Raw genomic sequence first — 21,982 nt, forward strand, 5'->3', positions numbered from 1 at the left:
GGGACTCGCGCCGAGCCTCAGATCCCCAACACGCCCTTCATCAGATACGCCATCCGGCCCGGGAATTCGGGCCGCGACGTGCCGCGGCGGACGCGTACGGCGTCGTTGACGATCGACAACGCGGCATGCACGGCGACCGTGGCCTGTTCGCGGGGGATGTCGGGATGGGTTTGGGTCATCAGTTCCACCCAGCGCGCGACGTAGCGGCGTTGCACATCGAGGAGGTCGTTGGCGCTCGATTGGCCGGCGAGGACGGCGGCGGTGTTGAACGCGACCGACAGATCCGGGCTGGAGGTGATCACGCCGACGTACGAATCCACCAGCAGTGCAAGTATTTTGGCCGGGTCGGAGGTGGTGCCGTACGCCGCCATGGCACCGGCCTCCAGCCGGGTGGCGCTGCGCTGACCTATGCCGAGCAGGATGGCGAGTTTGGAGCTGAAATGCCGGTACACGCTCGGGCCGGTGATCCCCACGGCCGCGCCGATGTCGTCGACGCCGACTCCGGTGTAACCCCGCCGGGCGAACAGATCGGCCGCGGCGTCGAGGATCTCGTCGCGTCGGGTTCGCTCGCCGATGCCCATCGAGGGTGTCGGCGCCAGCGGCGGTGCGGTATCCGGACGCAGGGTGATCAGTTGGTGCACAAGGGATTCGATGCTCGCCAGGGCGCGGGTGGTGGACAGCCGGGTTCTGTGCACACCGAGGCTGCCCACGATCGACAGCGTCGCCCAGCACACCTCGACGGCGTCGCGGTCGGGTATCGCGGTGGTGGTGGCGAGGACACCGGCCCATCGGTGCACCACGCCGCGGATGCGCAGCACCACCTCACGGTTCTCGTCGTCGTCGAGATGCTGGCTCGCCGAACGCCACAGCGATGTCGAGGCGGGATTGCGCACGCCGAGGGCGCAGACCGTTGAGATCAGATCGTCGAGGGTCGCGGTGTCGTCGGCCAGGACGCGGTCGGTGCAGGATTCGAGTTCGTCGACCCCGCCCATCACCGCGGCCGCAAGCAGCGCGTGTTTGTCGGCGAAGTGCCGGTACACGCTCGGCGCGGTCACCCCGGCCGCGCGCGCGATGTCGGCCAGCGAGACCTGGGCGTAGCCGCGCTCGGTGAACAGCGTCGCCGCGTGGTCGACCAGCTGCTGCTTACGATCGGCCGGGCGGGCGCGTCGGGGTGATCTGGAGGGTGACATGGTGAATCGACCATAGCGCACGTTCCCCGGATCAGATCAAGTCTTGAACTCGGGGTATGGTCAAACAAGTTATTCCGCGTTAGCCTGTCTGGGTAACCGTCTGATGGTTCATGTGAAAGGAACACACTCGTGGCCGATCAAGCATTCATCTACGAGGCGCTGCGTACGCCCCGTGGTAAGCAGCGCGGTGGAGCGCTGCACAGTGTCAAGCCGGTCGACTTGGCCAGCGGCATCATCAATGAGGTCCTGTCGCGTCACGGCAGCCTCGATGCCTCGCAGGTCAACGACGTCATCCTGGGTGTCGTCTCGCCGGTCGGCGAGCAGGGCGGCGTGATCGCCCGCACCGCAGCCCTCAACAGCGGCCTGCCCGAAAACGTCCCCGGCACCCAGATCGACCGCTTCTGCGCGTCGGGCCTGGAGGCCACCAACCTGGCCGCGGCGAAGGTCGCCTCCGGCTTCGACGACCTGGTGATCGCCGGTGGTGTCGAGTCGATGTCGCGCGTGCCGATGGGCTCCGACGGCGGCGCACTGTTCACCGACCCGATGACCGCCTACGAGAACTACATCGTCCCGCAGGGCATCGGCGCCGACCTGATCGCCACCATGGAGGGATTCTCCCGCGAGGACGTCGACACCTACGCCGCCGAGTCGCAGGCCCGCGCCGAAAAGGCTTGGACCAGTGGATTCTTCGCCAAGTCCGTGGTTCCGGTCCGGGACATGAACGGCGTCATCGTGCTCGACCACGACGAGCACCGCCGCCCCGGCACCTCCGCCGAACAGCTCGGCAAGCTCAAGCCGGCGTTCGCCGGGCTGGCCGAGATGGCCGGCTTCGACGACGTCATCCTGCAGCGCTACCCCGAGGTCGAGCGCGTCAACCACGTGCACACCGGTGGTAACAGCTCCGGCATCGTCGACGGTGCCGCTGCGGTCCTGATCGGTAGCGAGGAGGCGGGCAAGCGCAACGGCCTGACCCCGCGCGCCCGCTTCGTGTCGTTCGCGCAGGTCGGTTCCGAGCCGTCGATCATGCTCACCGGCCCGACCCCGGCCACCGAACTGGCCCTCAAGCGTGCCGGCCTGACCGTCGACGACATCGACGTCTTCGAGCTGAATGAGGCGTTCGCGTCGGTCGTCATGAAGTGGATGAAGGACCTCAAGGTTCCGCACGAGAAGGTCAACGTCAACGGCGGCGCCATCGCGATGGGCCACCCGCTCGGCGCGACCGGCGCGATGATCCTCGGTACCTGCCTCGACGAGCTCGAGCGCACCGGCGGCCGCTACGGCCTGGTGACCCTGTGCATCGGCGGCGGCATGGGCATCGCCACCGTCATCGAGCGCGTCTGACCCTTCGAAGATCGCTCCGCAGGTCCTGAAGTAGCGAGCCTGCGAGCGTATCGAAGGGCGCACCTCAGGGACCGAACCTCCTTACAGAAAGACATTCGAAAAACAATGAGTGACAACATGTTCAACTGGGAGAAGGACGGCGACGGAATCGTCGTCCTCACCATGGACGACCCCAACCAGGGCGCCAACACCATGAACGATCTGTTCATGGAATCGGTCGCGGCCATCGTCGACCGCCTCGAGGCGGAGCGCGACGACATCACCGGTGTCGTCATCACCTCGGCGAAGAAGACCTTCTTCGCCGGCGGCGACCTCAAGGACATGACGGCCGAGCGCACCCAGACCCGTGAGGAGATCGCCACCGCGATCACCGAGCGCACCAACGGGATGAAGAAGGTGCTGCGTCGCCTCGAGACGCTGGGTCGCCCAGTCGTGGCGGCCATCAACGGTGCCGCCCTCGGTGGCGGCCTGGAACTGGCGCTGCACACCCACCACCGCATCGCGGCCGACGTCAAGGGCAACGTCCTCGGTCTGCCCGAGGTCACCCTCGGCCTGCTCCCCGGCGGTGGCGGCGTAGTCCGTACCGTCCGTCTGCTCGGTATCCAGAACGCCCTGATGGGTGTGCTGCTGCAGGGCCCGCGCCTGAACCCGACCAAGGCCAAGGAGATCGGCCTCGTCGACGAGGTCGTCGCATCGGTCGACGAGCTCGTGCCCGCCGCCAAGGTGTGGATCAAGGCCAACCCCGAGGCCGTGCAGCCGTGGGATGTCAAGGGCTACAAGATCCCCGGTGGTGACCCGAAGAACCCGAAGTTCGCCGCGAACCTGCCGGCCCTGCCGTCGTTGCTGCGTAAGCAGATCAAGGGCGCCAACATGCCGGCACCGCGCAACATCCTCGCGGCCGCGGTCGAGGGCGCCTACGTCGACGTCGACACCGCCGACATCATCGAGACCCGCTACTTCGTGGATCTGGTGACCGGTCAGGTCGCGCAGAACATGATCAAGGCGTTCTTCTTTGATCTGCAGCACATCAACAACGGTGGCTCGCGTCCCGAGGGCATCCCGAAGTACACCGCCAAGAAGGTCGGCGTCATCGGCGCCGGCATGATGGGTGCGGCCATCGCCTACGTCTCGGCCAAGGCCGGCATGGAGGTCGTCCTCAAGGACATCGACCTCGACGCCGCCAAGCGAGGCAAGGGTTACTCGGAGAAGCTCGAGGAGAAGGCTCTCTCGCGTGGCAAGACCACCAAGGAGAAGAGCGACGCGCTGCTGGGCCGGATTCATCCGACCGTCGACGCCGCCGACTTCAAGGGTGTCGACCTGGTGATCGAGGCCGCGTTCGAGTCGGTTGAGGTCAAGAACAAGGTGTTCCAGGAGATCGAGGACATCGTCGAGCCGAATGCGATCCTCGGTTCCAATACCTCGACGCTGCCGATCACGATCCTGGCTCAGGGTGTGAAGCGGCAGGAAGATTTCATCGGAATCCACTTCTTCTCGCCGGTCGACAAGATGCCGCTGGTCGAGATCATCCGTGGTGAGAAGACCTCCGATGAGGTGCTGGCCAAGGTGATCGACTACACGTTGCAGATCCGCAAGACCCCGATCGTCGTCAACGACAGCCGTGGCTTCTTCACCAGCCGTGTCATCGGCACCTTCATCAACGAGGCCATCGCGGCCGTCGGTGAGGGTATCGAGCCGGCGTTCATCGAGCACGCGGGCACCCAGGCCGGTTACCCGGCCGCGCCGCTGCAGCTGTCCGACGAGCTGAATCTCGTGCTGATGCAGAAGATTCGCAAGTCGGGCCAGGATGCCGCCGCCGCCGAGGGCTCGGAGTTCCCGCACCACGGTTCCTTCGACGTCATCGACTTTCTGGTGGACTCGGGCCGTCCGGGCAAGAAGGAGGGCTCCGGCTTCTACGATTACGACGCCGACGGCAAGCGCACCGAGCTGTGGCCGGGTCTGCGTGAGCAGTTCAAGTCGGGCAGCAAGAAGATCCCGCTCGAGGACATGAAGGAGCGCATGCTCTTCGCCGAGGCCCTCGAAACCGTGAAGTGCTTCGACGAGGGTGTGCTCACCTCCGTGCCCGACGCCAACATCGGTTCGATCTTCGGTATCGGCTTCCCGGCCTGGACCGGTGGTGTCATCCAGTACATCAACCAGTACGAGGGTGGCCTGCAGGGCTTCGTCGACCGCTCGAAGGATCTGGCCTCGAAGTACGGCCCGCAGTTCGAGCCGCCGGCCTCGCTCGTCGAGAAGGCCGCCAAGGGCGAGAAGTACTGAGTCTGCTGAGTTGCTGACCTACTGAAAGTGGGGGAGGAATGTTCCTCCCCCACTTTTCTTTTCGCTCTACAGGAGTTTCTGGGGAGCGAAACAGAAACCGGGGGAAGAGTGTTCTTCCCCCACTTTTCGTCGGTCTCGGCGGGTGCCGTGGTGTCAGCCGAGCTCCAGCTTGTCCCATGCGCGGCGCTGCAACGCTTCTCGATCCCCGTCACGCCAGTCGCGCATGATCTGCACGACGTCGTCCGCCGACGTCACCTGGGTTGCGAAATGTCGGTCCGCGGAACCGTCGCGGTACTCGACGTCGAACATGTCCTCGTCGAGTCGTTTTGTCTGAACGTAGATCTCGGGACCGGTCTCGACGACGAGGAAGCTGTCGACCTTCAGATCGTTGACGAACTTCTCTGCGGTTGACCACCAGACTGCCGGAAATGTTCCGTGCGTCGACGAGATCATCGCGCCGTCGACCATCTCGCGCGGACCGAGCACGAACCCGTACTGGGGGTCGTAGACGCCGTAACCGTCCCGTAGAGACTCCTCGATCACGACGTCACGAGCCTGTTGGATCCGGGGGAACGGCGATGGGACGTAGACGCAATCACCCTCCGCGTCGAGCGGTGATGCCGAAAGGAATCCGTCCTCATCGAGCTCGGGATCCCGCGCGCTGATCCGCTCGGCGATGGCCTCGGCCTCCGGCTGAGGTTGTTTGCCGAACTGCTCGGACATGTGCTGTTGGGCGGTTCCTCCATCGGCGCAGTACTCGGCCGGCAGGATGCAGTGGTCGTAACTCACCCCGTCGAGGCTACCTGCTGAAAATGGGGGAGGAATGTTCCTCCCCCACTTTCCCTTTCGCTCCCCAGCAGCTTCTGTAGGAGGAACCGAAGGCCGGGGGAAGAACCACTCTTCCCCCGGTTTCGTCAGTCCTCGGCAGCCGGCTCGGTGGACGCCGCGGCGGAATCACCCACCGACAGCACCACCTTCGTGCCGTACGGCGCCTCCTGCACCAGACGAAGCTGCGCCAACGCCGGGTGGGCGTCGAGCAGTCGGCCGGCGTTCGCCAGCGAGCGCAGTGCCGCGGTCTCGGCGCGGGCGGTCTCCAGCTTCGCCAGACCGCGCGCCTTCGCCACAACCAACTCAGTTGCAGCCGAGCGGATCTCAGCAGGTGCGATGATGTCCTTGACGAACACCTCGTGCACGGCCACGCCGACGCCGTCGGCGATCGCCCGCGTCGCACCGAGGATGGCCTCGACGTCGACGACGCCACCGCGACGCAGGAGGTCCTCGACGGTGATCGACGCGCACACCTCACGCAATGCGACCTGGGCCGCGAGATAGATCGCCGACCACGGATCGCGACTGCGCTCGACGAAGGCCACCGCGTCGACGACGTTGACGCGCAACGCCATCGTGATGCGCACCGAGACGGTGTCGGCGGTCAGGATCTCCTGTGTCGCCACCGCGATCACCTGTTCACGCAGATCGACCCAGCTGTAGGTCGCGTGACGACGCCGCAGGTGCGTGCCGGGCGAGAGGGGCCGCGTCAGTTGCCCGTTGCGGTATTCGAGGGCACAGTTGCCGACGGGGACGACGATCTTCTCGAGCTTGGGAATCAGGGACATGGCGAACCTCCTTCCGGTCGTGGGCGCACATGTCTGTGGTGTGTTCGGTTGTCCCACTTCGTCGATGGCTCCGCTGACACCGCCCGCGGGCGGGCGCGCCGGTGGGGTCGCACGCACGGCGAACGCACGCATGACCGCAGGACCGACGCCACCCGTGATCCCGGGGGCGGTGCCGTGTCGAGGAGTCGAACCTCAGCCGTTAGCAGCAGCCATACCTGAAATGGATGCACGAGAATACAACGCGCAGAACATGATCGGCGGTACCCCGCGACCGGCTGCTTCCTCGTGCGAGGACAGACTCTGCCAGGGTGGAGCGGTTTGCACAATCGAATTTCCCGCGCACTCGTTTGCTTCCCGCGTACTCATATGAGTGCGCGGGAAGCAATTGGTTGAGCGGGAGGTGATCCCGGCGTTCAGCGGAACACCAGACCGCCGTCGATCAGGCCGGCCTGGCCGGTCATGTAGTCGGAATCCGGCCCGGCGAGATACGAGACGAAACCCGCGACGTCATCCGGGGTTTCGGCGCGGCCGAGTGCGATACCGGAGACGAACTTGTCGTAGGTCGCGCCCACCTCGGCGCCGGTCAGGTCGGCGAAACGTTGATCGATCTCCACCCACATGTCGGTGCCGACGACGCCGGGGCAGTAGGCGTTGACGGTGATCTGCTTGTCGGCGAGTTCCCGGGCGGCCGCCTGTGTCAGTGCCCGGACCGCGAATTTGCTTGCGCTGTATACGCCGAGCATCGGGAAGCCGTCGTGGCCGGCGATAGAGGAGGCGTTGATGATCTTGCCGGGACGGTCGAGTTCGAGGAACTTGGCGGCGGCCGCCTGGATTCCCCACAGCACCCCGTTGACGTTGACATTCCACAGTGTGGTGACCTGGTCTTCGGTCGACTCGGCGATTGGTGCCACCAACGCGATGCCTGCGTTGTTCACCATGATGTCGAGACCGCTCAACGCCGAGGACGCGTGCTCCACAGCAGCGAACACCTCGTCGCGCTTACTGACGTCGGCGACGAACGTGGTTGCTTTGGAACCGATCTCGCCGACCTCCGCGGCGACCGAAGCGATGCCGTCGGCACCGAGGTCGACGAGACAGACGTCTGCGCCGTCGCGGGCCAGGCGTAGGGCGATCCCTCGGCCGATCCCGCGGCCGGCTCCGGTGATCAGGGCGACCTTTCCGTCGAGAGGGCGAATCGTGCTGTCGTTGCTCATGAATGAACTCCTTGGATGTGCCCAGGGGATGTGCCCAGGCGGGTGGGTACGACCGCAGAGTATGGCGTGGGTCACATCGGGCGACAGGGTTGCAGGACGTTGCGGCCGGGCTGGATCGAGCGGGATCGTGACATGCCGGAACGCCGCCCGCCGCGCCAGATCACCCCGCCAAGAACGCCGCCACCGTCGACTCGAAGGCCGCCTTGGCCTCGATCATCACCCAGTGTCCGCACCGCGGGAAGATGTGCAGCTGTGCGTCGGGGATGAGCCGCATCGGGATCATCGCCATGTCCGGTGGGCTGACGCGGTCGTCGCGGCCCCAGGTGAGCAGGGTGGGGCAGGAGATCTTGTGCATCATCGACCAGTACGGCGGGGTGTCGGAGGCGGCCATGAACTGCTGTTGCATCTCGAAAGCCGCTGAGCCATACATCATCTGGGCGGTCTTCTGCGCGTCCGGGTTGATCGCGGCCTCCCACCTCTCCTCGATCAGTTCCTCGGTCACCAGCGAACGGTCGAAGACCATCGAGTTCAGCCAGCGGATCAGCTTGTCGCGGTCGGGATCATCGGTGAACTCCTGCAGCAGACGCAGACCCTCGCTCGGGCTGGGGCTGAAGACGTTGGGTCCGACGCCGCCGATGGTCACGAGCTTCTCGACACGGTCGGGTTTCTTGATCGCGAGATTGACGCCGACGACACCGCCCATGGAGTTGCCGATCATCGGTGCCCGCTCGATGCCGAGGGCGTCCATGAAGCGGATCACCGACGAGCCGGCAGTCAGGACCGGATGACCCTCGACCGGATCGCTGACCCCAAAACCGGGGAATTCGACGACGTAGCAGCGGTGCGTCTGCGCGAAGAAGCCCAGGTTGCCGCGGTAATTGCGCCAGCCGGTGACCCCGGGGCCGGAACCGTGCAGCAGGATCAGCGGTGGCGAGGTGGTGTCGTCGTCACCACCGGGTGCGGTGAAGTGATAGCGCAGCACGCCCTGCTCGGTGGCGAGTTCTCGTCGGGTCGCATCGAAGGTGACATCCACCCCATCAGATTAGAACCTGTTCTAATTCTTGGCCAGGCCCTGTCCGGGTGGGCAGTCTTGAGCCGTCGGCCTTCCCATCTGGTGCCCGAATTGCGAGGATTGGAGACTGTGCTGAGTACCTGGTCATATGTTCAGGTAATCAGCTAAATGGTCCACGAATCAGGGGCAGGGGTAGAGATGTTGCGTCGTGTGACGCCGGTGGTGGCAGCGGCCGTGACGGCCGCGGTGGTGATTGCCGGTTGTGCGGGCGGTTCGGAGCAGGCGGACGACCAGCTGGTGCTGGCCGAAGGCCAGGAGCTCGGCGACTTCAGCCCGATGATGGGTTACGGGCAGCTCGGTGTCTCGCCGATCTATGAGGGCCTCCTCCGACCGCAGGCCGATTCGGATGATCGCGTTCCCGACCTCGTTCCCTCGCTGGCAGATTCGGAACCGGAACGCATCGACGGCACCAATCGCTGGCGGGTCACCCTGCGCGAGGGCGTCACCTTCTCCGATGGCACCGCCTTCGATTCCGCCGACGTGGTCGCCACCTACCGGGCGGTGCGTGATCCCCGGGTGGCCTCCGAGATCTCCACCGACACCGCGCCGATCGCCGAGATGACCGCAGACGGCCCGCTCGCGGTGACCGTGCAGATGAACACGGCCGCCGACCCCTCGCCCTATCTGCTCCTGGGCATCGTGCCCTCGGAGAAGGTGCAGGATGCTCCCGCCGCGGAATGGACGCTCAACACCGAGCCGGTGGGCACCGGTCCCTACCAGCTGGACACACTCTCCCCCGATCAGGCGGTCCTGGTGGCCCGTGACGACTATTGGGGCGGCACCCCGCAACTGAGGCGCATCGTCTACAGCTATGTGCCCGACGACAACACCCGTGCGCAGCGGGTCACCGCCGATGAGGTCGACGGAGCCAATCTGCCTCCCCGGCTGGCCAATTCGCTGCGTGATCGTGACGGTGTCGAGGTGGTGGCGGTGCGATCGGCGGACTGGCGTGCGGTGTCGCTGCCGGCGGCCAATGCCTTCACCTCCGATCCGCAGGCGCGCCTGGCGATGAACCGCGGCGTCGATCGCGAGGCCATGGTCACCGACGTTCTCGCGGGCAACGGCGAACCGGCGAGCACCCCGATCGCCCCGGTCTACGGCGACGCCTACGACGCCGCGGCCTCGTTCACCTTCGACGCCGGTGCGGCCGCGGCCATTCTCGACCGGGCGGGATGGGTGCCGGGCGCCGACGGAATCCGCGTCAAGGATGGCAACCGGGCGTCGTTCGCGCTGCTCTACAACGCCGCCGACACGCTGCGCAGAGACCTGGCGGTGGCCTTCGCAACCGAGATGAAAAGCCTTGGTATCGAGGTGAACACACGCGGAACGAGCTGGGATGACATCGACACCCGACTCGGTCAGGACGCCGTACTGCTCGGTGGTGGATCGACGCCGTACAGCATCGATTCTCAGGTGTATGACACCCTGCACACCCGGGTGGCCGACTCGTCGCCGTACTCGAACCCGGGCAACTTCACCGCTCCCGGACTCGATCAGCTGCTCGACGAGACCCGGGCGAGTGCACCGTCGCCGGAGAACACGGAGCGCTACCGCGAGATCCAGCGCGTCTACGCGGCGCAGCCGTCGTCGGTGTTCCTGACCTTCCTGCACCACACCTACGCCTCCCGTAACCCCGGTGGCGGCGAGTGGACACATGACGCCCCGATCCTGGAACCGCACTCGCACGGGGTGTCGTGGGGGCCGTGGTGGAATCTGCCGTCCTGGAGGACAGGTGGCGGGGCGCCGACGTCATGACCTCGGTCGACGACCGGACCGCCGTGGCCGCCTCGGAACCGGGGGCGGCTCAGGTGAAACGTCGCGAGCGATCCCGTGGCCGGGCGGCTCTGACGCTGCTGGGGCGGCGTCTGCTGATCGCGATCCCGACCCTGATCCTGGTGTCGTTGGGCATCTTCGGAATAGCGGCACTGTCACCGTTCGACCCGCTCACCGCCTACCTGGGTGACCGATTCCAGTCCGCGACGCAATCGCAGCGAGACGCCGTGACCGACGCCTATGGGCTCGACCAGAGTTGGATCTCGGCATGGTGGGGATGGTGGCGCGAGATGTTCCACGGTGACCTGGGCTGGTCGTCGACCCAGTCCCAACCGGTCGTCGACGTGCTCGCCGCCCGGATGCCGTTCACGCTGCTGATGTCCCTCGCGGCGCTGGTGGCCGCGGCCCTGATCTCAATTGTGTTGGGCGCCATCATCGGTATGCGTCGCGGCGGGATCCTCGATCGCGGATGTGCCGCGCTGGCAGCGGTTCTCGCCTCGACTCCGCCGTTCGTGGTGTCGCTGCTGCTGGTGAGCGTGGTCGCGGTGGGACTCGGCTGGTTCCCGACGTCGGGTGCACGCCGGCCCGGTGACCCCTACACCCTCGAGGGCATCGCCACGCACGCGGTGCTCCCGTTCATCGCGTTGACCGTGTCGTTGATTCCGTGGCTGCTGCTGTCGATGCGGGCCTCGGTGATCGAGGCCGTCGACTCCGACGCGGTCCGGGCGGGCCGGGCGCGCGGCATCGGCGGCGCTCGTCTGATGCGCGGACACGTGGCGCCGATGTCGGTGCTGCCGACGCTGGCGCTACTCGGCACGCGCCTTCCCGAACTCATCGCCGGCGCGGCGATCGTCGAAACCGTCTTCGGTTGGCCCGGACTGGCGCAGGCGCTGGTGGATTCGGCGGTGGCACTGGACTTCTCGTTGCTGGCCGCGTTGTCGGTGGGATCGGCCGCCCTGGTGCTTGCCGGTTCGGCGCTGTCCGATGCGGCCGCGGTGTGGATCGACCCGCGGATCGGAATGACCGCATGAGCGCCGACCTGAGCACCACCGGTACGGTATCGATGCCCATTGCGTCGGCGGCCCGATGGGCGCGAGTCGCCGCCATCCTCGGGTTCGCGTGGCCGTGGATTGTTCTCGGGGTGATAGCGCTCGGCGCAGTTCTCGTCCCGATCGTCGCCGGTCCCCAGTCGGCCGACTTCGCCTCGGCACTCCGCGCACCCGGCGACGGCTTTCTGTTCGGCAGTGATCACTCCGGCTACGACCTCGGCGTACGGACCGCCCAGGGGCTGCGGATCTCACTGGTGATCGCGGCGATCTGCGCGGTGGTCTCCACGGTGATCGGACTTGTCGTCGGGCTTGCCGCCGCGACCATCGGTGGGTGGTTCGACGCCCTGGTGATGCGGGTCGTCGATGGCGTCAATGCGCTGCCGCATCTGGTGGTGGGGGTGGTGATCGCCGCGATGTGGCGCGGTGACCCGGTGGCGATCATCGCCTCGATCGGACTCACCCACTGGCCCGCGGTGGCACGTGTGGTCCGGGCCGAACTCCTCGACAATGTGCGGGCCGGCTGGATCGAGACCGCCCGTCTGGCCGGCGCCTCCCGCTGGTTCATCGCCCGACGCCACCTGTTGCCCGCGGTGACCGGTCAGGCGCTGGTGGCCATGACCATCCTGTTGCCCCACGCGGTCTGGCACGAGACGACCCTGTCGTTCCTGGGCGTCGGTCTGTCGCCGGACCAGGCCAGTCTCGGGACACTGCTCGGGCAGGCGCGGGGTGACGTTTTGACCGGCGCGTGGTGGACACTGGTGGTTCCCGGCCTGGCGCTGATCGTCACGGCACTCGCGTGTGCCGCGGCCGGCTCGTCGCTGCGCCGCGTCTCGAGACCGCCGACCGGGCAGGTGTGGTGATGGATACCCGCGAATCATATACGCGCAGTAGTGTATCCGCGGCTGCGGTCGACGGTCTCACCGTGGACATCGCCGGACGCCGGCGGTGGCAACCCCACGTGGTGCGGGTTCTCGACGAGGTGACCCTCGAGCTGCGGCAGGGCGAGATCACCGCGCTGATCGGCGAGTCCGGTTGCGGCAAATCGATGCTTGCCTCCGCACTGGTGGGTTTGCTCCCACCGGGCTCGGCGGTGACCGGGACGGTCCGGGTGGGCGATCAGGTCCTGTCGGTGCGTGACCCGCGATGGCGGGATCTCCGCGGTCGGCACGTCGGGCTGGTTCCGCAATCCCCGGCCACCTCCTTCACCCCGGTCAGAACACTCGAATCGCAACTGGCCGAGGTGATCTCGGTCCACCGCGCGACCTGCACCCCGGCGCAGCTGTGTGACCGCGTCCGATTGCCCGCCGACGCGCTGGGATGCTATCCGCACGAGTTGTCCGGCGGGATGGCGCAACGTGCGGCCCTCGCCGCAGCGATCACCGGCAGCCCCAGGGTGATCGTCGCCGACGAACCCACCTCCGCCCTCGATCCGGATCTGGCGCAGGGGATCTGGGATCTGCTGGGTGAGCTCGCCGACGACGGTGCCGCGGTGCTGGTGATCACCCACGACATGGATGCCCTGCGCCGGGCCGAGAGGTGTTCGTCCATCGTGGTGATGCGACGAGGTGCGTTGGTGGCCCACGGGTCACCCGACGACTGCATGACCGCCGACGACGCCTACGTTCGTGCCTTCTTCGAGCCGGTCCGATGAGGAAGGCGGTGACCCGGTGGCCCAGGATGTGACTGCACCGATCATGTTGCGTGCCAGCGGTATCGGCGTCGAACTCGCGGGTGTACGAGTACTCGACGATGTGTCGTTGACGGCGCGCTCGGGCCGGATGACCGGGGTCAGCGGACCGTCCGGAGCGGGAAAGACCACCCTGCTTCGGGCTCTGGCCGGGCTGGTACCGCTGTGCGCCGGGACCATCGACCATGGGGGACAACCGAATCGGCGTCCCGGCGAGATCGGGATGCTCGCGCAGCATCCTCGCCTTGTCGCCAACCCGCGCTGGACATTGCGGCGGATCGTCGCCGAACCGGCAACCATCGCCGGTCGGGACATCGATGTGTCGGAGGTCGCCGACGAGGTGGGCCTCGATCGGGAGCTGCTCGATCGGTTTCCCGCCGAGGTCAGCGACGGGCAACTCCAGCGGGCGTGCCTGGGCCGGCTCGTGGTGGGGTCGCCGAGCATCGTTCTCTGCGATGAGCCGACCGCCATGCTCGATCCGGTGGCCGCACGGGTGGTCATCGAGATCCTGGCGTCGATCGTCGACCGGGGCGCGGCGATGGTGCTGGTGAGTCATCAGCGCGCCCTGATCGAGGCACGCTGTGCCGATGTCGTCGAGCTCGGCGTCGGTGTCGGGATTGCCTGAACCGGCGCTCACGCCCCCATCGACGCCGCATCCTCCTCGCCGAACCGCTCCTCGAGTTCGGCGGTGGAGTAGTCCAGATCGATCTCGGCGACGTCGCGGCCACGGGCGGACTCGATCGCGTTGAGTCGTCGGGTGGCGCGGTCGGCGGCGTAGGAGAGGAACATGTCGTTGTCGAGGCCGAAGGGCTGTTCGTCGAACTGTTCGTTGACCCACGAGATCAGGCCCAGGGCCAGGGGCATCAACTCGCCCATGCGGGTGGTGACGGCCTCCCACAGGGAATCGTCGGCGGCCACATGACGACGACACGTGAAGGTGCCCCACGCCATATGACGTCGCTCGTCGTCGCTGATGAACCCGATGAGCCGGCGCATTCCGGGCAGGATGTCGTGGATCGTGCACACGGTGTGCCACGCGTAGTAGCCGGTCAGCGCCAGCGACCCCTCGACGACGTGGTTGTAGGTGACGCTGGCCCGGATCTGATTGAGCGGTGACGGATCGGAGTCGAGCAGGTGCAGGGAATGCGGCAACTCCTCGTAGAACAGTTGCCGGTAGTAGGGGTTCTCGGAGACGAAGGAGTTGAGGTCGGCGGTCAGGCCGACCGCGTCCATCCACATCCGGAAGACCTGGGTGTGCTTGGCCTCCTCGAAGCAGAACTGCGTCAGATACATCTCGTCGCCGAAGCGCCCCTCGGCCGCCATCGCCGACATGAACGGCTGGATGTCGGAGGTGACGGCCTCCTCGCCGGCGACGAATTGGGAGACCAGGAAGGTCGCCGACCGTCGTTGCTCGTCGGTCAGCTCGGCCCAGTCCTGAGCGTCCGTGCGAAAGTCGATGGCGGCCGGATCCCAGAATCGGGAGTTGCCTTTGACGAAGAGGCGCAACGGAAGTGCGTTCCAGTTCAATCCGCCGCGACGCAGCGAGGAGAAATCCTCGCGGATCGTCGGGCGGTGTTCGGCTAGAGTCATGTCGGCCACCCGTCCCTTCTCAGGTGATGGTGACGCTATCCGGTTACCCGTCGGTTGTGGCCCGATCGGCGTAACGCACAGGAAACATCAAACATCTGCGGCGGGTCGATCGGTGATCTCGTCGGTGCCGTCGGAGCCAGTATTCTTGCGCGACAACGCACTTGGCCACCAGATGCGCCGGCCGATGTCGAGGGTGAGGGCCGGCACCAGCAACGTCCGCACGACCAGGGTGTCCAGCAGGACACCGAAGGCGACGAGGAAGGCGACCTGGGCCAGGAACAGCAGTGGGATCACCGCGAGCGCGGCGAAGGTGGCCGCGAGGACCACGCCGGCCGAGGTGATGACGCCACCGGTGGAGGTCAGCCCTCGGATTACGCCGGCACGGGTGCCGTGGCGGATCGATTCCTCGCGCACACGCGTCATCAGGAAGATGTTGTAGTCGATTCCCAGGGCCACCAGGAAGACGAAGGCGAACAACGGCACCACCGGGTCGGCGCCGGCAAAACCGAAGGGCCCGTTGAACAGCAGTGCCGCGACGCCGAGCGTGGCGGCGAACGACACCACCGTGGTGGCCAGCAGCAGTGCGGGGGCGAGCAGGCTGCGCAGCAGCAACACCAGGACCGCGAAGACGACGACCAACACGATCGGGATGATCAGGTTGCGATCGTGAATGGCGGTGGTGCGGGTGTCCAGGTCGATCGCCGTCGTCCCGCCGACCTCGGCATCCGCGTCGGGTATCGCATGCACCTTGTCCCGGATACGTTGCACGGTGTCCTGCGCGGCGAGCGATTCGGCGTTGTCCGACAGCGTCGCCTGCACGGCCACCCGGCCGTCCCGGACGACGGGTGCACCGTCGGCGGTGAGCACACCGGCCGAGGCCACACCGTCGGTGGAGGTGACCGCCGCGAGTACCTCGTCGGCCCGATCGGCGTCGGTGATGACCCAGGTGGGGGTGCCGCTACCGGCGTCGAAGTGGCGGGCCTGGATCTGGGCACCGGTCACCGAGTCGACGGTGCCGAGGAAGTAGTCGGTCTGGGCGATGCCGTCGGAGCGGAACAGCGGTGCGAACGACGCGCCGATCAAGAGCACCACGAGGGTGCCGATCCAGATCGCGCGGGGCCGGGCGGCGACCTTCTCGGCGATCGTGTGCCAGAGGCGATGCGTCGCCCCGGACTCGTCGTCGTCCTCGGCGCTTGTGGTCGACAACGCCGGCCGGTACGGCCAGAACGCAGCCCGGCCGAGCAGGGCGACGACCGCGGGAAGGAAGGTCATCGACGCGAGGAAGGATGCGACGATACCCAGCGCCGCGACCGGTCCGAGGCTGCGGTTGGAGTTGAGGTCACTGAACAGCAGGCACAGCACGCCCAGGATGACCGTTCCGGCAGACGCACCGACCGGTTCGATGGTGGCCCGCCAGGCCCGCCGGATCGCGAGATATTTGTCCTCGGTGTGGGTCAGTTCCTCCCGGAAACGGGACACCAACAGTAGTGCGTAGTCGGTGGCGGCGCCGAAGACCAGGATGAACAGGATGCCCTGACTCTGACCGTTGAGTTCCAGGATGTCGTTCTCGGCCAACAGGTAGACCGCACCGGAGGCCAGAGCGAGGGCGAACACTGCGGAGATGACGACGACGAACGGCAGGATCGGACTGCGGTAAACGACGATCAGGATCAGGATCACCACCGACCCGGCGACGACGAGCAGCAAACCGTCGATGCCGGCGAAGGCCTCGCTCAGGTCGGCGATCTGTCCGGCCGGCCCGGTGACCTTGACCGTCAGCCCCGCCGGTGGATTCTCCAGGCCGTCGCGCAGGGTCTCGACGGTGTCGCCGGGTTCGCCCGCGGTGGAGATCGGCATGTACACGACGAGGGCTTGGCCGTCCTGCGACGGAATGGCGGGGGACATCGCCGCACCGAATCCGGGCTTGCCGGCGAACGCCCCGGTGGCCGAGGCGAGGTACTCGCGGTCGGCGTCGGTGACACCCGACCGGCGTTCGGCGACGACGATCGCCGGCACCTCACTGGTATCCTGGAACTGACCGAGGACGTCGTTGACCTGGGTGGACTCCGCGGAGGCGGGAAGGAACGCGCTGTTGTCGTTGGTGGAGACCGACGACAGTTTGCCGGCGAACGGCCCGGTGATCCCGCCGATGATCACCCAGGCCAGCAACAACAGCGCGGGGATCAACCAGCGGAGCCGGCGCCGAGTGGGGGACGGGTGAGACGGCGCGGGCGTCGCCATTGGTGGGTTCCTTTCCTGATTCTTCGCCGGGTGGGGCGTGTCGTCGGTGGCGGTGTGGTCTCCAGACGGTTGTCTCCAACCGGTTGTCTCCAACCGGTTTCGTCCAGCGGCGTGCCGAGGCTCGCGGGCACTTCGTAGCCGTCCGATGATCGGATGGTTCAGGTCTGATCGTCGTGGTCTCCGCGGACCAGGCTATGTGCAGGCGGGCCGAGTCGGCGACGACGCGCGCGCCGTCGGTGTCGATCGTGTTCGCGAAGTTGCCGACGATGCGGTCGAGGTGCAGGGTGCCGTCATCGTCGGCGATCCGGGCGACGACGGCGGCCGACAGCGGCAGATGATTGGGGGGCAGATGATTGGGATAACTGCGCATGTATGCCACCGAGCGGCGATCGGGAATGGGCAAGATGGTGTCGCCGGTGAGCAGCACGCCGCGGCCGTCGGCGCCGGCGGATGGCGACAGGGCGAGGGTGTTGCCAGGATCTCGAAGATGTTGTGCCAGAAGGAAGATGCGCATTTCCATGCGGTCGGCCGCATGGATGTTCCACGATGGGTCGTGGGGGCACGCGGTGTGCCGAGAAAGGTGTATCTCTCCATGAAGACCAAAGGTGCAATCCTGCGCGAGCCCGGACAGCCGTGGCAGATCGAGGAGATCGAGGTCGGCGATCCGGTGGCCGGCGAGGTGCAGGTCCGCCTGGCCGCATCCGGGCTGTGTCACTCCGACCATCATCTCCGTACCGGCGACTCTCCCGCACCGATGCCGGTTCTCGGTGGCCATGAGGGTGCCGGTGTCGTCACCAAGGTGGGACCGGGCGTCACCCGCCTCAAGGAGGGTGATCATGTCGTCACCGCCTTCATCCCGGCGTGTGGTGTGTGTGAACCCTGCTCGTCGGGCCTGCAGAACATCTGCGACGAGGGTGCCCGCCTGCTGACCGGGCTGTCCATCGCCGACGACACCCACCGGGTGCACACCTCCGACGGCACGCCACTGACCACCATGTGCCTGCTGGGTACGTTCGCCCCGTACATCACCGTCAACGAGGCGTCGCTGGTGAAGATCGAGGACGACATCCCGCTGCGCGAGGCCGCGCTGCTCGGCTGTGGTGTCGCGACGGGCTGGGGATCGGCCGTCGAGATCGGTGACACCCACACCGGCGACACCGTCGTGGTGATCGGCATCGGCGGCGTCGGCATCAACTCGGTGCAGGGTGCCGCGGCCGCCGGCGCGCGCCACGTCATCGCGATCGATCCGGTGCCGTTCAAGCTGCAGATGGCCGAAAAGCTCGGTGCCACACACACCTTCGCCTCGATCGACGAGGCGTTACCGGTGATCGGCGAGATCACCTGGGGCAAGATGGCCAACACCACCGTGATCACCGTCGGTGAGATCTTCGGCGACATCATTGCTCCCGCGCTGAGCCTCACCGGCAAGGGGGGACAGGTCGTCGTCACTGGCATGGGCAACTTCTCGTCCATGGACGTCAAGCTCAACTTGTTCGAACTCACCCTGCTGCAGAAGCGGGTCCAGGGTGCGATCTTCGGCGGTACCGGACCGCGCATCCAGATTCCGAACCTGTTGCGCGAGTATCGTTCCGGGCGGCTCAACCTGTCGGATCTGATCACCACCACCTACCGTCACGATCAGATCAACGAGGCCTACGACGACATGCTGGCCGGCCGCAACATTCGCGGCATGATCGTTTACGGCGACGACGACTACTGAGCCGCGGCCGTTCGCGACCATCGCTGAACACATCGAGACCCTTTCCGCCGGAAAGGGTCTCGATGTGTTCTCGCGGTTCTAGACCTGCTTGCGCCGGAGGTCGACGAGCAGGGTGAGGAAGCGGATGCCGAGGCCCAGCAGGATGAAACTGCTGATCATCTGGACCGACACGGCGACCCGGGCACCTTGGGAGTCGGGTGCGATGTCCCCGAAACCCGTTGTGGTGAACACGGTCAGGCTGAAGTAGAGGGCGTCGACGCGGCTCAGCCTCTCGTTCATGCTCCCGTGGTCGTAGTCGGAGAACATGAAGTACAGCGTCGCGAAGGCGACGATGTAGAAGGTCGCGACCGCGACGAGCATCTCCAGGGCGGTGGGCACCGGGTACTTCGAGTGCATGAAGTGCCGGATCTCGTAACCCACGAATGCGACGAGAAGCAGTGAGCCGCAGAGGAACCCGATCATCTTGAAGTCGCTGTCGGCGTTGATCGGCAGCAGGAAGTAGCCCACCAGGAGAATGGTTCCGGCCGCAATCGGGCGCAGCAGCGCGGTGACCATCTCCCGGGTGGAGACCTCTACGCCTCCCACCATCCGCCGGGTGTGCTCACCAGATTCGGACACGCTCGTCGTCCGGCAGATAGAGGTCGTCCCCGGCGGAGACGCCGAACGCCTCGTAGAAGGCGTCGATGTTGCGGATGACGCCGTTGCACCGGAACTCCGGCGGCGAATGCGGGTCGATCGACAGGCGTCGGATCGCCTCGGCGTCACGGGTTTTGGTGCGCCAGATCTGCGCCCAGCTGAAGAACACCCGCTGGATGCCGGTCAGGCCGTCGATCACCGGCGGCTCGGTGCCCTCGGTGGCGAGTCGGTAGGCGACCAGTGCGATCGACAGGCCGCCGAGATCGCCGATGTTCTCCCCGATGGTGAACTCGCCGTTGACCTTGTACTGCTCATCCAGTCCGTCGGGGGTGAACTCGTTGTACTGCTCGATGAGTTTGCGTGTCCGGGACGAGAATTCACTGCGATCGTCGTCGCTCCACCAGTTGACGAGGTTGCCGTCGCCGTCGTACTTGGCGCCCTGATCGTCGAAGCCGTGTCCGATCTCGTGACCGATCACCGCGCCGATGCCGCCGTAGTTGGCCGCGTCGTCGGCGTCCGGGTCGAAGAACGGGGGCTGCAGGATCGCCGCCGGGAAGACGATCTCGTTCATGCCGGGGTTGTAGTAGGCGTTCACGGTCTGCGGGGTCATGAACCACTCGTCCCGGTCGACCGGCGCGCCGATCTTGGCGAACTCGCGGTCCTGCTCGAACGACGACGCGCGGGCCACATTGCCGATCAGATCACCACGATCGACCGCCAGCGCGCTGTAGTCACGCCAGCGGGCCGGGTACCCGATCTTCGGGGTGAACTTGTCGAGTTTGGTCAGTGCCTTGCGCCGGGTCTCCGGGGTCATCCACTCCAGATCGGAGATGTTGCGGCGGTAGGCCTCGACGAGATTGGCGATGAGTTCGTCCATCCGAGCCTTGGCCTCGGGCGGAAAGTGCTTGTCGACGTAGAGCTTTCCGACGGCGAACCCCATCGCGCCCTCGACGAAACCCACCGCCCGCTTCCAGCGGTCCCGATTGGTCTCGGCCCCGGTCAGTGTGCGGCCGTAGAAGTCGAAGTTCTCCTCCACGAAGGCCGACGACAGATACGGTGCCGCGCTGCGCAGCAGACGCCAGGTCAGCCAGGTCTTCCAATCCTCCAGGGGAGACTCGGTGACCAGGGTCGAGACGTCGGTGATGAACGACGGCTGCCCGACGACGACCTCGGCGAAGGTGGTTTCACCCACGGTGCCGAGTCCGCCGAACCACGCATGCAGGTCGAAGCCGGCCGCCGCCGCCCCGAACTCGTCGAGGGTCATCAGGTTGTAGGTCAACTCCGCGTCGCGGCGGCGGACCACATCCCAGTGATGGCCGGCGATCGCCGTCTCCAACCGCAGGACCGTGGCCGCGCGGCCCTCGGGGTCGTCGACGCCGGCCAGGGTGAACATCCGTGCCATGTGGGCGAGGTATGCGTGCCGTGTTTCGGCGTGCTTGTCGTCGCGGTAATACGACTCGTCGGGCAGTCCCAGGCCGGACTGCATCACGTGCACGAGGTAGCGATCCGACGCCCGGGCATCGGTGTCGACGTAGAAACCGAACAGTCCACCGACTCCGTGGCGCTGCAACCGTCCGATCCGGGTCGCGAGCCCGGTGGTGTCGGCGATGGCGGCGATCTTCTCCAACTCGCCGGTGATCGGCCCGATGCCGAGGGCCTCGACGTGGTCGGTGTCCATGAACGATCCGTACAGATCACCGATCTTGGCGGCGTCGCTGCCGCTCGGCGGCGTCGCCGCGGCCGCCTCGGCGATGAGGTCGCGGACGTTCTCCTCGGCGCGGTCGCGCAGGACGTGGAAGGCGCCGTCGACCGAGCGGTCCTCGGGAATGACGTGCGAGGCCAGCCATTTGCCGTTGACGTGGCTGAACAGGTCATCCTGGATGCGGACGGCATCATCGACCCAGTCGAGGTCGAGTCCGGAGGCGGGTGTTGCGGTATTCGACGTTGCGGTATTCGACACGGTCACGTCGTCCATCCTGTCATCGCCGGAGCGATCCGTCAGCCGGCCGGTGTCTCCCGCGGAACGTTGTCGGAGGAGTTGTCGGCGAATGCCGGGGACACCGGTGGCGCGGACGGGTACATTCCCGGCCATGTACCCCGAGACGCCCGATCGTCGTCCGCCTGCGCCGCAGCAGTGGCTGCCGCAGCAGCAGTGGTCGCAGCAGCAGTGGCCGCCGCCGCAGCAGCAGTGGTCACAGCCCTCGTCGGCGCCGTTGCATGCTCCCTATCAGCAGCAACCACCGCTCCCCGTACCCCAGGCGTCGTGGCCCTATCCCGTCGCGCAACCCGGTGTGGCATACCAGCCGGTCGTCGTGGTCGGCAGCGAGAAGAGTGTCGGGCTGGCATTCGTGCTCGCCTTCTTCTTCGGCCCGCTGGGGATGTTCTACTCCACGGTGACCGGTGCGCTGGTGATGCTTGGGGTCAGCGTGGTCGGGCTGTTCCTGTCTTTCTTCCTTCTCGGGGTCCCCTCGTTCCTCATCTGGATCGGGTGCATCGTGTGGTCGTGCAATGCGGCGAGTGAACACAACAATCGACTTCGGGCAGGCATCCTCCGCTACTGACCTCCGCTGCGTTGG

Annotated in this window: 18 protein-coding genes; 9 read left to right on the plus strand and 9 right to left on the minus strand. The window is 66.5% G+C overall.

The features are described from left to right. Positions 1-17 precede the first annotated feature (17 nt). Positions 18-1,190 (minus strand): TetR/AcrR family transcriptional regulator, encoded by a 1,173-nt coding sequence (locus tag ACWDPV_RS09195; RefSeq protein WP_449742674.1) that lies wholly within the window; start codon positions 1,188-1,190, stop codon positions 18-20. 129 nt (positions 1,191-1,319) lie between these two features. On the opposite strand from ACWDPV_RS09195, the gene ACWDPV_RS09200 reads away from it, so the two are divergent. Continuing rightward, positions 1,320-2,531: an acetyl-CoA C-acetyltransferase gene (locus ACWDPV_RS09200; RefSeq protein WP_449742675.1), complete on the plus strand. Its 1,212-nt coding sequence runs from the start codon at positions 1,320-1,322 to the stop codon at positions 2,529-2,531. A gap of 105 nt (positions 2,532-2,636) precedes the next feature. Continuing rightward, complete coding sequence (locus ACWDPV_RS09205; RefSeq protein WP_449742676.1) at positions 2,637-4,808, plus strand: 3-hydroxyacyl-CoA dehydrogenase NAD-binding domain-containing protein; 2,172 nt, start codon at positions 2,637-2,639, stop codon at positions 4,806-4,808. 153 nt (positions 4,809-4,961) lie between these two features. Here the strand turns inward: ACWDPV_RS09205 and ACWDPV_RS09210 are convergent, their stop codons facing one another. The 4 genes from ACWDPV_RS09210 to ACWDPV_RS09225 form a co-directional block, all read right to left on the minus strand. Continuing rightward, positions 4,962-5,597 (minus strand): hypothetical protein, encoded by a 636-nt coding sequence (locus tag ACWDPV_RS09210; RefSeq protein WP_449742677.1) that lies wholly within the window; start codon positions 5,595-5,597, stop codon positions 4,962-4,964. A gap of 125 nt (positions 5,598-5,722) precedes the next feature. Beyond that, positions 5,723-6,424: a slipin family protein gene (locus ACWDPV_RS09215; RefSeq protein WP_449742678.1), complete on the minus strand. Its 702-nt coding sequence runs from the start codon at positions 6,422-6,424 to the stop codon at positions 5,723-5,725. A 413-nt stretch (positions 6,425-6,837) separates the two neighbouring features. Then, positions 6,838-7,638 carry an acetoin reductase gene (locus tag ACWDPV_RS09220; RefSeq protein WP_449742679.1) on the minus strand — a complete coding sequence of 267 codons (801 nt, stop codon included), beginning with the start codon at positions 7,636-7,638 and terminating at the stop codon, positions 6,838-6,840. 160 nt (positions 7,639-7,798) lie between these two features. Further along, positions 7,799-8,671, minus strand: coding sequence for an alpha/beta fold hydrolase (locus tag ACWDPV_RS09225; RefSeq protein WP_449742680.1), 873 nt, complete (start codon positions 8,669-8,671; stop codon positions 7,799-7,801). A gap of 177 nt (positions 8,672-8,848) precedes the next feature. On the opposite strand from ACWDPV_RS09225, the gene ACWDPV_RS09230 reads away from it, so the two are divergent. Genes ACWDPV_RS09230 through ACWDPV_RS09250 form a run of 5 tightly spaced genes read left to right on the plus strand, consistent with a single transcriptional unit; the run spans position 8,849 to position 13,844 of the window. Beyond that, entirely contained in the window at positions 8,849-10,465 is a 1,617-nt protein-coding gene (locus ACWDPV_RS09230) for an ABC transporter substrate-binding protein (RefSeq protein WP_449742681.1), read from the plus strand. Beyond that, positions 10,462-11,514: an ABC transporter permease gene (locus ACWDPV_RS09235; RefSeq protein ID WP_449742682.1), complete on the plus strand. Its 1,053-nt coding sequence runs from the start codon at positions 10,462-10,464 to the stop codon at positions 11,512-11,514. The genes ACWDPV_RS09230 and ACWDPV_RS09235 overlap by 4 nt, the downstream gene beginning before the upstream one ends. Positions 11,515-11,546: 32 nt before the next feature. Beyond that, positions 11,547-12,392, plus strand: a complete 846-nt coding sequence (locus ACWDPV_RS09240; protein WP_449742737.1) for an ABC transporter permease — start codon at positions 11,547-11,549, stop codon at positions 12,390-12,392. Then, positions 12,392-13,183 (plus strand): ATP-binding cassette domain-containing protein, encoded by a 792-nt coding sequence (locus ACWDPV_RS09245; RefSeq protein WP_449742683.1) that lies wholly within the window; start codon positions 12,392-12,394, stop codon positions 13,181-13,183. The genes ACWDPV_RS09240 and ACWDPV_RS09245 overlap by 1 nt, the downstream gene beginning before the upstream one ends. 16 nt (positions 13,184-13,199) lie before the next feature. Continuing rightward, positions 13,200-13,844: an ABC transporter ATP-binding protein gene (locus tag ACWDPV_RS09250; protein ID WP_449742684.1), complete on the plus strand. Its 645-nt coding sequence runs from the start codon at positions 13,200-13,202 to the stop codon at positions 13,842-13,844. A gap of 8 nt (positions 13,845-13,852) precedes the next feature. Here ACWDPV_RS09250 and ACWDPV_RS09255 read toward each other — a convergent pair whose 3' ends face one another. Further along, on the minus strand, positions 13,853-14,809 hold the full coding sequence (locus ACWDPV_RS09255; RefSeq protein ID WP_449742685.1) for a R2-like ligand-binding oxidase: 957 nt from the start codon (positions 14,807-14,809) through the stop codon (positions 13,853-13,855). Positions 14,810-14,896: 87 nt separating this feature from the next. Further along, positions 14,897-17,050 carry an MMPL family transporter gene (locus ACWDPV_RS09260; RefSeq protein ID WP_449742686.1) on the minus strand — a complete coding sequence of 718 codons (2,154 nt, stop codon included), beginning with the start codon at positions 17,048-17,050 and terminating at the stop codon, positions 14,897-14,899. Between the two features lie 592 nt (positions 17,051-17,642). Here ACWDPV_RS09260 and ACWDPV_RS09265 point away from each other — a divergent pair. After that, positions 17,643-18,770, plus strand: a complete 1,128-nt coding sequence (locus tag ACWDPV_RS09265; RefSeq protein WP_449742687.1) for an NDMA-dependent alcohol dehydrogenase — start codon at positions 17,643-17,645, stop codon at positions 18,768-18,770. 78 nt (positions 18,771-18,848) lie between these two features. Here ACWDPV_RS09265 and ACWDPV_RS09270 read toward each other — a convergent pair whose 3' ends face one another. Both ACWDPV_RS09270 and ACWDPV_RS09275 read right to left on the minus strand, forming a co-directional pair. Continuing rightward, on the minus strand, positions 18,849-19,358 hold the full coding sequence (locus tag ACWDPV_RS09270; protein ID WP_449742688.1) for a potassium channel family protein: 510 nt from the start codon (positions 19,356-19,358) through the stop codon (positions 18,849-18,851). 13 nt (positions 19,359-19,371) lie between these two features. After that, complete coding sequence (locus tag ACWDPV_RS09275; RefSeq protein WP_449742689.1) at positions 19,372-21,381, minus strand: M13 family metallopeptidase; 2,010 nt, start codon at positions 21,379-21,381, stop codon at positions 19,372-19,374. A 115-nt stretch (positions 21,382-21,496) separates the two neighbouring features. Between ACWDPV_RS09275 and ACWDPV_RS09280 the strand changes: the two genes are divergently transcribed. Then, positions 21,497-21,967 carry a hypothetical protein gene (locus ACWDPV_RS09280; protein ID WP_449742690.1) on the plus strand — a complete coding sequence of 157 codons (471 nt, stop codon included), beginning with the start codon at positions 21,497-21,499 and terminating at the stop codon, positions 21,965-21,967. The last annotated feature ends 15 nt before the right edge of the window (positions 21,968-21,982 follow it).

The sequence above is a fragment of the Gordonia sp. NPDC003504 genome (assembly GCF_053587995.1).

Coding starts and splice junctions, on each gene's coding strand:
- ACWDPV_RS09270 (WP_449742688.1), bottom strand. CDS start 19,358: ATGGTGGGAGGCGTAGAGGTCTCCACCCGGGAGATGGTCACCGCGCTG.
- ACWDPV_RS09275 (WP_449742689.1), bottom strand. CDS start 21,381: ATGGACGACGTGACCGTGTCGAATACCGCAACGTCGAATACCGCAACA.
- ACWDPV_RS09255 (WP_449742685.1), bottom strand. CDS start 14,809: ATGACTCTAGCCGAACACCGCCCGACGATCCGCGAGGATTTCTCCTCG.
- ACWDPV_RS09245 (WP_449742683.1), top strand. CDS start 12,392: ATGGATACCCGCGAATCATATACGCGCAGTAGTGTATCCGCGGCTGCG.
- ACWDPV_RS09215 (WP_449742678.1), bottom strand. CDS start 6,424: ATGTCCCTGATTCCCAAGCTCGAGAAGATCGTCGTCCCCGTCGGCAAC.
- ACWDPV_RS09260 (WP_449742686.1), bottom strand. CDS start 17,050: ATGGCGACGCCCGCGCCGTCTCACCCGTCCCCCACTCGGCGCCGGCTC.
- ACWDPV_RS09230 (WP_449742681.1), top strand. CDS start 8,849: ATGTTGCGTCGTGTGACGCCGGTGGTGGCAGCGGCCGTGACGGCCGCG.
- ACWDPV_RS09195 (WP_449742674.1), bottom strand. CDS start 1,190: ATGTCACCCTCCAGATCACCCCGACGCGCCCGCCCGGCCGATCGTAAG.
- ACWDPV_RS09205 (WP_449742676.1), top strand. CDS start 2,637: ATGAGTGACAACATGTTCAACTGGGAGAAGGACGGCGACGGAATCGTC.
- ACWDPV_RS09265 (WP_449742687.1), top strand. CDS start 17,643: ATGAAGACCAAAGGTGCAATCCTGCGCGAGCCCGGACAGCCGTGGCAG.
- ACWDPV_RS09235 (WP_449742682.1), top strand. CDS start 10,462: ATGACCTCGGTCGACGACCGGACCGCCGTGGCCGCCTCGGAACCGGGG.
- ACWDPV_RS09280 (WP_449742690.1), top strand. CDS start 21,497: ATGTACCCCGAGACGCCCGATCGTCGTCCGCCTGCGCCGCAGCAGTGG.
- ACWDPV_RS09220 (WP_449742679.1), bottom strand. CDS start 7,638: ATGAGCAACGACAGCACGATTCGCCCTCTCGACGGAAAGGTCGCCCTG.
- ACWDPV_RS09240 (WP_449742737.1), top strand. CDS start 11,547: ATGCCCATTGCGTCGGCGGCCCGATGGGCGCGAGTCGCCGCCATCCTC.